The sequence below is a fragment of the Tenacibaculum holothuriorum genome, assembly GCF_002120225.1.
Taxonomy (GTDB): Bacteria; Bacteroidota; Bacteroidia; order Flavobacteriales; family Flavobacteriaceae; genus Polaribacter; species Polaribacter holothuriorum.
On the sequence record NZ_LAPZ01000002.1, the window covers coordinates 1 to 14,816 of the forward strand.

Below are 14,816 nucleotides of genomic sequence, written 5' to 3' on the forward strand. Positions count from 1 at the left end.
ACTTGAAATATTTGTTAACTCATCTGGTAATGTCGATAAACTGTTACTTTGAAGATTTAATGTATATATATTTAAACTACCTATTGTACTTGGAATACTAGTTAATCTATTAGACTCAATTCTTAGCTCTTCTAAATTAATTAAATTTCCAATATTAACAGGTAATTTAGTTAGCTTATTGCTATACAAGGTTAACTCTTCTAACAGCACCAAATTACTCATATCTTCTGGTAAGTCTGTATTAAAGTTTGGGTTATCTTCCCCTAAACGGTTGTTATGTAAACGCAAATATCTTAACTTGGTAAAGCCTCCTAAACCTGCTACTACTTGTAATTCGTTATTATTTAAATATAAAGTTTCTAAGTTGGTTAAATTAGCAAATGCTGCTGGTGTATTTGAAATTTTACAATTAGCAAAATCTAAAAATGTAAGTTTTGTTAATTGCCCAAACTCATTAGGGATACTGGCAATATTATTTGGAGCCGCTACTAAGCGAGTTAATTCTGTTAATCCTCCTATTTCTGGAGGCAGTAATGTTATTCTTGTAGAACCAAACTCTAAGGTTTCTAATTTTTTCAGATTTCCTATGGTAGTTGGTATAACATCTACTTGAGTATTGTTAAAGTAAAGTTCTTCTAAATTGGTTAAATCTCCTAAACCATTTTGTAAGGTTGGTATTTGATTATTACTTAAGTTTAATATTCTTAAATTCGTTAAACCATAAACCTCTGTAGGAACTGAATTAATGCTATTGTTATTTAAATATAGTTCTTCTAATTTATTAGCATTCCCTATTTCAGCTGCTATACTTTGCAAACCATAACTTGGCAAAAATAAATGTTTTAACTCAGTAAAAACACCTATTTCAGTTGGCATATTACCTCCTATGTTACGGTTACTAATATGCATCTCTGTAACTCGGGCTTCTCCATTAATACTTTCAATTTCTAACCATTCAGTATCATTACTTCCATTTTTAATTGTGCTTGCATATGTGTAATTGTCGTTAACAAAAAACTTTTTTAACGCTTCTCTTTCTGCTATATTCGGAACTGCATTTTTATCTGCTTGATCATAGGCTACAATTCTTAATCCTAAATCGAAATAGTCTCCATTAAGGTTTGTAAATCCAGTAACATTAGGCACTTCTATATATGCCAAATTTTGCATGTTTTTTAGAGAAAAGGAAGTGTTGGAATTAAAAACAGAAGACATTATTCCATTACTTGGAAATTTAACAAAACTAATATCTGTTTCAGCAAAAATAAGTGTTCTTAAATCTGGGAAATTTTCAAAATCTAATTGCCCTGTAATATTTCCAGAACCATAACCTAAAGATATTGTCTGTATGGTCGTAGGAAAAAAATCTTTTGATATGTTACCACTTAAATTATTGCGAGAGAGTTGTATATGTAATAAATTGGTTAAAGAAGATAAATCAGGATAACTTCCCGATAATTTATTAGTTGATAACTGCAACACTTGTAAAGTATTCGGTAATTTTGAAACATCTATAGTTCCCGTAATTTGATTGGCTGCAAGCTCTAGACGATATAGGTTTGTTAATTTACTAAAATCTGGTATATCTCCAATCAAATTATTACCAACCAAATCTATTCTACTAACGTGCTTTTGGCCATTAATTACTTCGGTAGTAATCCCATGCCAGGTAGAAACATCAGAAGTTGAGTTTGGGTCTATGTCCCAATTAGTATTATTAGTCCAATTATCACCATCGGTAGCATTGTATAAATTGATCAATGCTTGTCGCTCAGCTTGAGAAACTTAAGCTTTAATTGCAAAAGAAAATAATGCAAAGAGAAAAAGTAATTTTGTTTTCATCTGTGTAAATTTTATTTTTTACTCGGTCAGATGTAACATTCACATTAAAACATGAATATTTCATGACACCCCTAGTTTAATTTGTTAAAAATAGGGGCTTTAGTATTTAATGTAAATACCTAGAAATGGGTATATTTTCTAAAAAGAAAACACCTTTAAAAACTTAGAAAACTCTTTATTATCAGATATTTCTAATTTTAATCTAATGTTTTTTATGTGCGTTCTTACGGTGTGTATAGAAATATATAAATTATCAGAAATCTCTTGGTGATTTTGCCCTAAAGCTACATTTTTTAAAACCTCTTTTTCTCTCTTAGTTAGAAGGTTAAATTTATATTCATTTATTAGTTGAAATTTTTCTTCTTCTAAAAGAGAATTTAACGATTTAAAGGTCTTTTTAATATTACTTACAGGAATTTTCACAATTACATTTCCTTCATCATCAACTCCTTCATATGTTATTTTTTTCTTCTCATTATCTATATATAGTTGTTCCTCTTCAAACAACCATTCTCTTGCTTTTTCTTCAGTTGTAAAATGTTTCGGTACAATACAAGAATTCAATTTATCAAAAGTATCAATAACAGCAATATGTGCTAAAACATCTTTACTTACTACAAAAGCACATTTTTTATTTCCGTATTCTAAACAAGGAATATTTACACTTTCCTCTATCCATACTTGCGTTTCCAGATCTAACTTAATAGTCATATTCTCTTGAATCCACAAAGTATACCTTGGTTTATGCTTCTTGTAAAAACTGGTATATATCAACATTTCTTGCTTAAACTCATCTATTGTAGTTGGAGAGTTTACCCAATATTGAATAAAAAGTGAGTCTTCTTTTTCATAAGAAATTGATAAAAAATCTCCCCTATAAACCTCTATCATATTTAAATTATTGAAAACCTCCTCAATATAATAATTTATCATTCATTTATTAAATTGTGTTATTATAAAAGAAATCTTCTGATAAACACTTTTTTCAGCAAAAAAAGTATCTTTGCATTTCAATTTTTTAAAAGATGAAAAGAAGTAGCGTTAAAGAATTATTACATTCTGATAAGTTTTTACAAGAAGTACATGTAAAAGGATGGGTTAGAACTTTTAGAAGCAATCGTTTTATTGCTCTAAATGACGGTTCTACTATTAATAATATTCAATGTGTTGTCGATTTCGAAAATACAAATGAAGCGCTTCTAAAAAGAATAAATACAGGTGCTGCCGTTGCTATTAAAGGTACTTTAGTAGAAAGCCAAGGTAAAGGACAAACTGTTGAAGTACAGGTTACCGATTTAGAAATCTTAGGAGATTCAAATCCTGAAGAATATCCAATCCAACCTAAAAAACACAGTTTTGAGTTTTTACGTGAAAACGCACACTTAAGAGTACGTACAAATACGTTCAGTGCTATTATGAGAGTTCGTTCGGCACTATCTTTTGCTGTACATCAATATTTTCAGCAAAACGGATTTTACTACGTAAACACACCAATTATTACAGGTTCTGATGCTGAGGGAGCTGGAGAAATGTTTAAAGTAACCAACTTTGACACTAACAAAGCACCTTTAAACGAAGAAGGTGAAGTTGATTATACTCAAGATTTCTTCGGAAAACAAACTAACTTAACCGTATCGGGGCAGTTAGAAGCAGAAACCTATGCAATGGCGTTAGGTAAAGTATATACTTTCGGGCCTACTTTTAGAGCTGAAAACTCAAATACAACACGTCACCTAGCAGAATTCTGGATGATTGAACCTGAGGTAGCTTTTAACGATTTAGATGCTAACATGGATCTTTCTGAAGATTTCATTAAATATGTTTTAGGTTATGTTTTAGAAAACTGCAAAGACGATTTAGCTTTCTTGGACAATCGTTTAGCTCAAGAGGAAAAACAAAAACCTCAAGCACAACGTAGTGACATGGGATTATTAGAGCGTTTAAACTTTGTTGTAGAGAACAACTTTAAACGTGTAAGTTATACAGAAGCTATTGATATTTTACGTAACTCTAAGCCAAATAAAAAGAAGAAATTTCAATTTCCAGTAAACGAATGGGGTGTTGACTTACAGTCTGAACACGAACGTTATTTAGTTGAAAAGCATTTTAAATGTCCAGTAATCTTATTTGATTACCCTGCAAACATTAAAGCTTTTTACATGCGTTTAAATGAAGATGGAAAAACAGTTCGTGCTATGGACGTTTTATTCCCAGGAATTGGAGAAATGGTAGGAGGATCTCAAAGAGAAGAGCGTTTAGACGTTTTAAAAGAGAAAATGGCTGAATTAGATATTCCTGAAGAAGAATTATGGTGGTATTTAGACACTCGTAAATTCGGAACAGCTGTACATTCTGGATTCGGATTAGGTTTCGAACGTTTAGTATTATTTACTACTGGAATGGGGAATATTAGAGATGTAATTCCTTTCCCAAGAACTCCACAAAATGCAGAGTTTTAATCGCAAGGCGATAACTAATTATACAACAATGTGAATTTTATTTTAGAACTTCACTTATACTCTTTTACTGAAGTTGTTAAATAAACAATAAAACTTACAAAAACAATCGTCATTCCTAACCGAATGACGATTTTCTTTTATACCTATTTGCTATATTTGTATTTATGCTAAAACAAAGTTTACATCAAAAATTACTTCAAAAATTATCTCCGCAACAAATTCAATTAATGAAATTGATTCAGTTGCCTACTCAAGCTTTTGAAGAACGTTTAAAGCAAGAAATTGAAGAAAACCCTGCGCTTGATTCTGGAAAAGAAGAACCTGAAAATTTTGAAGATTCGTTAGCTAACGATACAGATTATGACGATGCTGGCACCGAAAAAATAGAAGCAGATGATATAAATATTGATGAATATTTAAGTGATGATGAATACCCTAGCTATAAAACGCAAGCTAATAACTATTCGTCTGACGATGAAGAAAAGCAAGTTCCCTATGCAGCTGGAACTACTTTTCATCAATCTTTAAAAAATCAATTAAACACCTTTAGAATCGATGAAGAAGAACGTTCTATTGCAGAATTCTTAGTGGGTAGTATTGATGATAGCGGATATATTCGTCGTGAGATTATTGATTTAGTTGATGATTTGGCATTCACTCAAAATGTTTTTACCTCTGAAGAAAAGGTTTTAGACGTTTTATGTAATGTCGTTCAACGATTAGATCCTGTTGGTGTTGGAGCTCGTGATTTAAAGGAATGTTTAGTTATTCAGCTAAAAGCTAAATCAGAAAAACAAAGTAGACAATTAGCTATTGATATTTTAGAAAATGCTTTTGATCATTTTGTAAAAAAACATTACAAGAAATTATTAGAAAAATTCAATATTACTGAAGAGCAATTAAAAGAAGTTATTACTGAAATAGGAAAGTTAAATCCTAAACCAGGAAGTTCTTATGCAGGCAATAACAAAATTGCTGAACAGATAGTTCCAGATTTTACGATTCGAATTCTCGAAGGGCAATTAGAGTTGACTTTAAACTCAAGAAACGCTCCAGAATTGCATGTTTCTAGAGAGTACAATAATATGCTTAAAGGGTATCAAGATTCAAAAGAAAAGAGTAAAGCTCAGAAAGATGCTGTACTTTTCATCAAACAAAAATTAGATGCTGCTAAATGGTTTATAGATGCCATTAAACAACGTCAACAAACTCTTTTAGTTACTATGAATGCCATCATGCATTATCAAGAAGAATATTTTTTAACTGGTGATGAACGTAAGTTAAAACCTATGATTTTAAAAGATATTGCAGATGGAATTAATATGGATGTTTCTACAGTTTCTCGTGTTGCAAATAGTAAATATGTCTCTACTCCTTACGGAACAAAATTGATTAAGGAATTCTTCTCTGAATCTATGAAAAATGATCAAGGAGAAGATGTTTCTACCAGAGAAATTAAAAAGATTTTAGAAAATGTTATTGCTGAAGAGGACAAAAGAAAACCTTTAACTGATGAAAAATTATCTAAATTATTAAAGGAAAAAGGATATCCTATTGCAAGACGTACAGTAGCTAAATATCGTGAGCAATTAGATATTCCTGTAGCAAGACTTCGCAAAGAAATTTAATGCGTTGGCATAAATTCATATCAACAATTTTACACCCAGTAGTTATGCCAACTATTGGGGTTTTGTTGTTTTTCATCATATCTAGTTATTCAATAAATGAGCAACAACTACTAGCTATTTTAAGTTTAGTATTTACTGCTACATATATAGTTCCAATTTTATTATTGGTTTTTCTAAAATTGTTTGGATTAATAGACAGCTATCAAGTTAGTACGATTAGAGAGCGAAAAATTCCAGTAATTTTTATGATTGTTCTATTTTTTCTACTGGGAAAAACGTTAAATAATGTTCCTATTATTAGAGATTTTAGTATTCTCTTTTATGGAACATCAATTTCTCTAACAATTGTATATCTATTATTTTTTACAAAAACAAAAGCTAGCTTACATCTTTTATCAATGGGAAATGCCATTGGTTTCTTTATGTTTTTAACCAATACCTTGAGCTTTTCAACTCTTTATATTATCATTCCTTTGGTATTACTTTCAGGGCTATTAGCAAGTTCTAGACTACACTTAAAGGCACACAACAACAAAGAAGTATATCTTGGTTTTTTTCTAGGAATTTTAGGGCAATTAATTGCTTTATATTTATAGTTCTCTTACAAGAAATAAAAACTAATTCCCAATTTAAGGATAGAAGTATTTAATGTTTCACTTCCAACAACTGCATTATTAAATAACGGAGTTAAACCATAAGAAACATAAAAATTAAATGTACTATAACCCGCTGATAATGTTGCTGCCATTTGCCATTTGTTATAATTTGAAATACTTGAAGTTGAAGTTGTAACTCCACTTTCAACATTGGTGAAATTATGGCTTAGGTTATAGGTAACTTTCAATCCGGTATAAATACGCCAAAAAGAATAGGTTGTAGCTGTAGAAGTTCTCCAACGTAATTGAATAGGAAACTCTATATTGTGCAAATTTAAGGTGTTCGATGTTGGATTATTAGCTGCAGAAAAAACAACATTAGTATTGGTTTTTAATACTTTTAAACTGTGGTTAAAAGAATCATAATTATATCCTAATCCCAATCCAAGAGCAAACCTACCTGCTCTATTAAAAGGGATATCTTTGATATATCCTGCTGAAATTCCGTAAGAAAAAGTACTTGAAGGAATTGTTGAAGGTTGTTTAGTTAACACATTATAACTAATATCTAAATACAATTGGTCTTCCCAATATTTATCTCCAATTTTTAAAGAATCTTTTTGAGAAAAAACTAAACTGCTAGTAAAGAATACTAAAAAAAATAAAACTCTTGTCATCATAACTTATAACGCTAAAGATAGTTCTTTTTTATATAAAAAAAGAGCAATCTTTCGATTGCTCTTTTGTATTATGTTAAGAAGTAAATTACTTTTTTATAGTACTTCCTTTATGACTCGATAAACTTAATTTAAGAGCATTTACATCTCTTAATTTTTCACGAACATCAGCTAAAGTACCAACACTCGATTCTTTATCTGCCTTAATAGAAGTTGTCATAAAAGGAACTTCTTTTTCAGACTTATCTTCTCTCTCTCTAAGAATAAAAGCTGTCACATCATCTGCAGTACCAATCTTATCGTTTAATTGAATTCTATTGTACCCAGTTCCATATTTAGGATCTTTGGCTTTACCTACATAAATAGTACTTACTAAGCTTTTACGCTCTAACTTCTTTACTTCAGTAGCACTTGGTAAACGTGGCGAATCAATTTTTAAATCTGTTTCTCTCATAGTAGTTGTTACCATGAAAAAGAATAATAACATAAAAACAATATCTGGTAAAGATGCTGTAGATACAGCTGGTAAATCTTTTTTCTTCTTTCTGAATTTAGACATATCTATTGTTTTTTATTATTGTACACTAGTTGGTTCAACATCTGAAATAACTTGTGGATATGCTTTCTTAATATCCTCAACTTTCTTTCTTAAATCATCGTCTTTTCTTGCACTATCTTTGAATGCTTGCTCTAACTCAGTAAAAGACATTCCGTAACGCTCTTGAGAAAGTCTGTTACGTAAATCTCTGTAAGCAGCTAATAATTCATTTTGAACTGTTACATAAGTACCATACTCAGTAGCTCTATCACTTTCAACAGAGATAATTGCTTTATTTGGATGATCTGAAGATTCAGGGTCTTTACTACCTTTACAATAAGTACAAGGTCCAGACTCTACACCTTCTTCAACTTTTCCAACACCACCTCCGTTATCTAAGAAATCTATCGTAGCTTGTTTTAAGTCTTTTAACTCCATAATTTCACCTTCAACAAAAAGGTCATTATTACGGTTAATACTTATTTCAAAGATGTTTTTCTTTTTAATAATTGGTGGAACAAAATCTTTGGGTGGTTTTTCAGCTAACTTCTTTGAAATACCTGAATCAACATCCATAGTTGTTGTTACAAGGAAAAAGATAAGTAGCAAGAAGGCAATATCTGCCATAGAACCTGCATTAATTTCTGGGTTTTCTCTTCTTGCCATTTTAAATTACGATTTAATTAAACTCTTTAATAAATCCCAAACAAAGAATACTCCTCCAACCACTAATAAAATGTAGCTATAGTTTAATCCTGTTTCAGACCATTTAGAAACACTACCTGCTTCTAATAAACTTTCGTTGTTTGCTCCTGTTACAGCTCCATCAGATGATGCAAAGTAAGACACAGCTAATAAAACACCTAAAACTACAAGTCCTAATAATGTTTTCTTTAACGCTGCTGGGTTTTTGAATAATGATAATAAAGACATTACTACAGCTAAAAATGCTGCTAAACCTAATAAAACAACTGCAAAGTTAACCATGAAAGAAGCAGCACTAGCCATCTCTGGAGAAGTATCTTCTCCACCGTTAGCTACCATAATCATTCCTACTACTGCAAGAATAAAAATTAAGGCAACTAATACTTTTAAAAATAAATTGCTCTTCATAGTTAATTCTTATTTTTTATATTTTGCTAATAAATCGATTAAAGAAATCGAAGCATCTTCCATATTGTTTACGATACTATCAATCTTAGAGATAATATAGTTATAAAAGATTTGTAAGATAATTGCTACAACTAAACCAAATACAGTTGTTAATAATGCTACTTTAATACCACCTGCTACTACCGCTGGAGAGATATCGTTAGCAACTGCGATAGAGTCAAATGCTCCAATCATACCAATTACAGTTCCCATGAACCCTAACATTGGTGCTAATGCGATAAATAAAGATAACCAAGAAACGTTCTTCTCTAATAATCCCATTTGAACTCCACCGTAACCTACTACAGCTTTTTCAGCAGCATCTAATCCTTCTTCAGAACGCTCTAATCCTTGATAGAAAATAGAAGCAACTGGTCCTTTTGTGTTTCTACAAACTTCTTTTGCAGCCTCAACTCCACCTGAGCTTAATGCTTCATCAACATCTGCTACTAATTTCTTAGTATTAGTAGTAGCCATATTTAAATAGATAATTCTTTCGATTGCAATAGCTAAACCTAAAATTAAAGCTACTAATACAATCCCCATAAATCCAGGTCCACCTTCAATAAAACGTTGCTTTAATTCTTGACGGAATCCTTTCGATGCTTGGGCAGCTTCTTGAGCTTGTGTTGATTGAATAGCTCCTAAAAACATAAATCCTGCAATAGTTAGGACATTTACTACTTTTTTCATTTTGTTATAATTAATTTAAATAGTTAACGGGTTAAAAATACAAATTTTACTAAGAAAAACGTAAAAAAATACCAATTAGCATAGTTTTCTTACTTCTAATTAATTTTTTCACATTTTTTCAGAGTGCCAAATAACAAAAAAATGTTGGTTCAGTAAAAAAATTAATAGAGTATTTACGTTAAATCAAGGATTTTAATGCTTAAAAAAAGAAAATCAAAGAATTACAAACCTTAAATTAACAATTAATTAACGTTTTTAAGTTATCTCACCCCTTAAAGATAATTCGAAATAGTGTTTAAACTCTTCTTTTGATAGTTTTTCACCTAATAAATACATCATTTTTGCAACTGCAGTCTCTGTAGTAATGTCTTTTCCTTCTATAACTCCTATTCTTTTTAGCTCAGAACTTGTTTCATAGTGTCCTAAAATAACACTACCTCCTACACATTGAGTTACATTTACAATATGAATATTTTTTGCAATACTTTCTTTTAATAAATTAACAAACCATTTATAAGTTGGTGCATTACCTGCTCCATAAGTCTCTAGCACAATTCCTTTTAAATTTGGAATACTTACTATACTTTTAATCACCTCTTCTGTAATTCCTGGAAACAATTTTAAAATAACTACATTTTTATCTAACCTTTTTCTGAAGATTAGTTTTTTACCATTGTTATTTGACCTAAACAATATAGGTTTATTAAAATTTAAATGTACTCCACTTTCTGCTAATGGAGGGTAATTCATCGAAGTAAAAGCCTCAAATTGTTCTGCACTTATTTTAGTTGTTCTATTAGCTCTGTATAACTTGTATTCAAAGTATAATCCTACTTCTTGTACGATAGGTTTACCATCTTCATAAGCAGATGCAATTTGAATTGAAGTAATTAAATTCTCTTTTGCATCAGTACGTAAGTCTCCAATTGGTAGTTGAGAACCCGTAAATATCACTGGTTTTTGTAAATTTTCGAACATAAAACTAATTGCCGAAGATGTATACGACATGGTATCTGAACCTGTTAACACCACAAAACCATCGTACTTTTCATAATTATCAGCAATAATTTCAGCAATATTGATGTAGTAATTAATATTCATGTTTGAAGAATCTATTGGTTCTTCAAAAGAAATTGTAGTTACATTACAATTCAATTGTTTTAATTCAGGAATTTTCTCTAAAATCTGACTAAAATCAAACGCTTTTAATGCACCTGTTTGGTAATCCTTTACCATACCAATGGTACCTCCTGTATAAACTATGAGTATTTCTGGTTTCTTTGCCATTTTGACATTTAATAATATTAAATACTAAATTGGAATAATTTATGTTGTAAATTTATCAAGAACAAAATTGACATATTTTTTTTAAACAACATATATTATGATTGGATTTTATGCCCTTATTGGTATTATTTCTTTATTCAGCTGGATGGTTAGTAACACCTTAAAAAGAAAATTTAAAAAATACTCACAAGTACATTTACGCAATGGCATGAGTGGAGCAGAAATTGCAGAAAAAATGTTAGCAGACCATGGTATTAATGATGTAAAAGTTATATCTACTCCTGGTATGTTAACCGACCATTACAATCCGCAAAATAAAACAGTAAATCTTAGTGAAGGAGTATATAATCAACGAAATGCAGCTGCGGCAGCTGTTGCAGCTCACGAAGTTGGTCATGCAGTACAACATGCGCAAGCCTACCAATGGTTACAAATGCGATCTAAATTAGTACCAGTAGTGAGTATTTCTTCTCGATTTTCTCAATGGATGATCATAGGTGGAATTGCTATTGGTTTAGGTTCTGGTAATAACAGCATTGGTTTTATGATTGCTATCGGTGGTTTAATTTTTATGGCGTTAGGAACATTGTTTAGTTTTATTACTCTCCCTGTAGAATATGATGCTAGCAATAGAGCATTGGCTTGGTTAGAAAACAAACACATGGTAACAAGAGAAGAATTAGCTGGTTCTAAAGACGCATTAAAGTGGGCTGCAAGAACTTATTTAGTTGCTGCACTAGGTTCGTTAGCAATGCTTTTATATTGGGCTATGCGAATTTTAGCAAGTAGAGACTAACAGAGCAATCAAAAATATTTTAAAAAAGCTTTCAGGTTTCTGAAAGCTTTTTTCTTTTTAACCGTCTAAGTTTCTGTAAATGAATTATCAATGAAGAAAATATTCTTATCACTTTTTATTTTACTGAACCTAAATAGTGGTTTTTCTCAAAAAATGACACCTACAAAATTAGGGGAAATTTTTACTGAAGTAAGTGATAGTATATACAGTCAAAAAAATCAATGGAGATTTACCATTAAAAACATCCCTCTCATTGCAATTGCTGATTCTACTCACAATAGAATGAGAATAATTTCTCCTGTTGCTGAAGTAAAAAAACTAAACAGTGAGTTATTACTAGCTAGTTTAGCTGCTAACTTCCATACTGCTTTAGATATAAAATATGCTATATCAGACAATCTATTATGGTCTATCTATGTTCACCCTTTAAAAGAACTTAATAAAAATCAAGTTATAAATGCTATAAGTCAAGTATACTATGGAAATGTAAACTACGGAACAACATTTTCCAGCACTTCTCTAGTTTTTCCAGGTAGACAACCCAAACCAAAAAAAGAACCTAAGAAAGAAAATAATTTCACAGAAAAAATTTAACCCCCATTTTCATTGAGTAACAAAACGTTTTCAATTTTAAAGTTGAAAACGTTTTTTAATTATATACTAATTCATCGAAAAATTATCCCATTTCATCTGTTTCATATTTTTTACCAAATAGATAAATTGCACTTTTGAAGTGTTAGTAAAAATAAAAACTATGAAATCTTTAATTACCACAACACTTCTTATCGTATTTTCAATTGCTACTTGTTTTTCTCAACATAGCATTAAAGGTAAAATAACTGATCAAAACCAAGAACCAATACCTTTTGCTAACATTATTTTAAAAACAAAAGACTCTAAAACAACTCCCAAAGGCGCTGTTTCAAACGAAAATGGTGAGTATATTTTTGAAAATATAAAAAGCGGCACTTATCAATTAGAAACTTCAGTTTTAGGATTTCAAACTAAAAAAACGAAGGAATTTAAGTTAAACAACAATCAAACATTCAATTTTGTTTTAAAAGAAGAAAGTCAAACTTTAAACGAAGTTGTTATTAAAGCGAAGCGACCAGTAATTAGACAAACTGCTGAGAAACTTATTGTAGATTTAACAAAATCAGATTTACCTACTGCAAGTTTACAAGATGTAATGCGACGAGTTCCTGGTGTTTTAGTTACCAATGACAGAATATCTGTAGCAGGAAAAGCCGATGTTCGAATTTTAATAAACGGTAAAACTACCGAATACATGGACATTAACACACTTTTACGCGATTTACCTTCAGACGATATTGCTAAAGTAGAAGTTGTAGAACAACCTGGTGCAGAATATGACGCTTCTGGTTCTGGAGCAATCATCAACATTATTTTAAAGAAAAATGTGCGTTTAGGAACTCATGGTAGTGTAACTGGTTGGATTGGTGAAGATGAAGGTTTTGAATTTGGTACAAGAGCCTCTATTGCTAGTTATAAAAACAAATTAAATTGGCAAACAAGCTTTGGATATTCTCAACCAACATGGAGAGATGATTTATTTTTAGTTAGAACTGTAAATGTTAACAACACTACTGAAACCTACGACCAAACAACCCGTTCTCCTTTCGACCCTACAAATATTTATGGTAGCGCAAGTATAGATTATTTTATAAATGACAAAAACTCTTTTGGTGTAAACGGAAGATGGAGAAAAAGACTTTCAGACAGAGTTTCTTCTTCTACAAACATTATTACCTCATCTACCGAAAATAATTCAATTTTAACAGAAACAAGTACTGATTTAGATCGCGTTACTTTCAATATAAATCCATATTACGAATACAAATCAGAAACTGAAAAACTATTAGTTGACTACAATTACATTAACTTTAAAAACAACACAACTACTAATATTATTGATATTAGAAGCACTTTACTAACTCCTAATGATAATTTACGTTATTTTCAAAATGGAAAATTTACAATCAATACCTTTAAAGCTGACTATTCTAAAAACCTATCAGATGATTTAAAGATTAGTTTTGGTAGTAAATACTCAATGGTTAAAACTGATAATGACTTACAAGCTTTTACAAACAGTACTGGGAATTATGTTAAAGATATAAACGGAAGTAGTCGTTTTTTTATTGACGAATCTATTTTTGCTATCTACTCTAAAGTAAATACCACATTTGGAGACTGGTCTTTATCTGGAGGACTTCGTTATGAAGATAGCCACACAAAAGGAACATCTAACTTTATTAAAAACAATGCACCAACGACCGAAACTAAAGAACGCCCTATTAGTAAACTATTCCCAAGCTTAGCTATTAGCAAGAAAATCTCTGAAAACTTAGGGGCAAACATTGCATATAGTTATAGAATTCAACGTCCGTCTTATGGAAGCTTAAATGCTTTTCAAACATTTTTAGATCGTTTTTCTGGTGAAGAAGGAAATCCAAATTTAAAGCCATCTTTCACTAATAATTATCAATTCAACTTAACATACGACGGTCAACCATTTTTCACTGTTGGATATAGCCAAACAAAAGATGCAATTTTTGATCAAATAAAGCAAACAGGAAACCAAATCCGTCAAAAGGCAGTAAATGTAGAAGATTTTACTAATTGGAATTTTAGACTTTTTGCTCCTTTAAGTTTTATTAAAAAATTAGATGGTTATACAGGTTTTATCGTTACTAATCCTAGCTACACTTCAAAAGCTCATGGAATAAATTTATCTAAATGGAATTTATATTGGTTTATTCAAGCGAACTACCAATTACCTTGGGAAATAGATTTTCAATTAAGTGCTAATTACGGAACAGGGGCTTTAGAAGGACAAATTGAAGTTGACTGGATTGCTGATTTAGATTTTTCTTTCAGTAAAAAATTCATGAATGATCGCTTAAAAACTTCCTTAGGAATTAGCAAAGTATTAAACCGTGGTTTTAACGGAACCATCGATTATGGAAATGGAAATGCTGTAGTTGAAAGTAATGGTTCTCGTCAAAATATTCAGTTTAGAGTTACGTATAGTTTTGGATCTAAATTCGGAAAGAAAAAATCAAGAAGAAATGCTTCTAAAGAAGAAGAAGATAGAATTAACGACAATAATTAATATGTTTGTTAC

14 protein-coding genes are annotated in these 14,816 nt (G+C 30.6%); 6 read left to right on the forward strand and 8 right to left on the reverse strand.

What is annotated here, in order from left to right; genetic code table 11:
• Both WH52_RS02740 and WH52_RS02745 read right to left on the reverse strand, forming a co-directional pair.
• On the reverse strand, window positions 1–1,761 hold a 1,761-nt coding region (locus tag WH52_RS02740), incomplete at its 3' end, for a leucine-rich repeat domain-containing protein (RefSeq protein WP_198938363.1).
• Window positions 1,762–1,980: 219 nt separating this feature from the next.
• Complete coding sequence (locus tag WH52_RS02745; protein WP_086029415.1) at window positions 1,981–2,775, reverse strand: response regulator transcription factor; 795 nt, start codon at window positions 2,773–2,775, stop codon at window positions 1,981–1,983.
• A 92-nt stretch (window positions 2,776–2,867) separates the two neighbouring features.
• Between WH52_RS02745 and asnS the strand changes: the two genes are divergently transcribed.
• The 3 genes from asnS (at window position 2,868) to WH52_RS02760 (ending at window position 6,525) form a co-directional block, all read left to right on the forward strand.
• The gene (gene asnS / locus WH52_RS02750) at window positions 2,868–4,301 is read left to right on the forward strand and encodes an asparagine--tRNA ligase (RefSeq protein ID WP_086029416.1); all 1,434 of its coding nucleotides are present in this window, start codon (window positions 2,868–2,870) and stop codon (window positions 4,299–4,301) included.
• A 164-nt stretch (window positions 4,302–4,465) separates the two neighbouring features.
• Window positions 4,466–5,929, forward strand: a complete 1,464-nt coding sequence (gene rpoN, locus WH52_RS02755) for an RNA polymerase factor sigma-54 (protein ID WP_086029417.1) — start codon at window positions 4,466–4,468, stop codon at window positions 5,927–5,929.
• On the forward strand, window positions 5,929–6,525 hold the full coding sequence (locus WH52_RS02760; RefSeq protein WP_086029418.1) for a hypothetical protein: 597 nt from the start codon (window positions 5,929–5,931) through the stop codon (window positions 6,523–6,525). Before rpoN ends, WH52_RS02760 begins: the two co-directional genes overlap by 1 nt.
• Window positions 6,526–6,530: 5 nt before the next feature.
• On the opposite strand, the gene WH52_RS02765 is transcribed toward WH52_RS02760, so the two are convergent.
• From WH52_RS02765 to WH52_RS02790, 6 genes are all read right to left on the reverse strand, one after another.
• Complete coding sequence (locus WH52_RS02765; protein ID WP_086029419.1) at window positions 6,531–7,205, reverse strand: porin family protein; 675 nt, start codon at window positions 7,203–7,205, stop codon at window positions 6,531–6,533.
• 85 nt (window positions 7,206–7,290) lie between these two features.
• Complete coding sequence (locus tag WH52_RS02770; RefSeq protein ID WP_086029420.1) at window positions 7,291–7,761, reverse strand: ExbD/TolR family protein; 471 nt, start codon at window positions 7,759–7,761, stop codon at window positions 7,291–7,293.
• Between the two features lie 15 nt (window positions 7,762–7,776).
• Window positions 7,777–8,406 carry an ExbD/TolR family protein gene (locus tag WH52_RS02775; RefSeq protein WP_086029421.1) on the reverse strand — a complete coding sequence of 210 codons (630 nt, stop codon included), beginning with the start codon at window positions 8,404–8,406 and terminating at the stop codon, window positions 7,777–7,779.
• 6 nt (window positions 8,407–8,412) lie between these two features.
• Complete coding sequence (locus WH52_RS02780) at window positions 8,413–8,853, reverse strand: hypothetical protein (protein WP_086029422.1); 441 nt, start codon at window positions 8,851–8,853, stop codon at window positions 8,413–8,415.
• 9 nt (window positions 8,854–8,862) lie between these two features.
• Window positions 8,863–9,585 (reverse strand): MotA/TolQ/ExbB proton channel family protein, encoded by a 723-nt coding sequence (locus WH52_RS02785; protein ID WP_086029423.1) that lies wholly within the window; start codon window positions 9,583–9,585, stop codon window positions 8,863–8,865.
• A 255-nt stretch (window positions 9,586–9,840) separates the two neighbouring features.
• Window positions 9,841–10,872 (reverse strand): asparaginase, encoded by a 1,032-nt coding sequence (locus WH52_RS02790; RefSeq protein ID WP_086029424.1) that lies wholly within the window; start codon window positions 10,870–10,872, stop codon window positions 9,841–9,843.
• Window positions 10,873–10,969: 97 nt separating this feature from the next.
• On the opposite strand from WH52_RS02790, the gene WH52_RS02795 reads away from it, so the two are divergent.
• The 3 genes from WH52_RS02795 to WH52_RS02805 all read left to right on the forward strand — a co-directional run bounded on the left by WH52_RS02795 (window position 10,970) and on the right by WH52_RS02805 (window position 14,804).
• Window positions 10,970–11,668, forward strand: coding sequence for a zinc metallopeptidase (locus WH52_RS02795; RefSeq protein ID WP_086029425.1), 699 nt, complete (start codon window positions 10,970–10,972; stop codon window positions 11,666–11,668).
• A 90-nt stretch (window positions 11,669–11,758) separates the two neighbouring features.
• The gene (locus tag WH52_RS02800; protein WP_086029426.1) at window positions 11,759–12,262 is read left to right on the forward strand and encodes a hypothetical protein; all 504 of its coding nucleotides are present in this window, start codon (window positions 11,759–11,761) and stop codon (window positions 12,260–12,262) included.
• Between the two features lie 160 nt (window positions 12,263–12,422).
• Window positions 12,423–14,804 (forward strand): TonB-dependent receptor domain-containing protein, encoded by a 2,382-nt coding sequence (locus WH52_RS02805; RefSeq protein ID WP_086029427.1) that lies wholly within the window; start codon window positions 12,423–12,425, stop codon window positions 14,802–14,804.
• The last annotated feature ends 12 nt before the right edge of the window (window positions 14,805–14,816 follow it).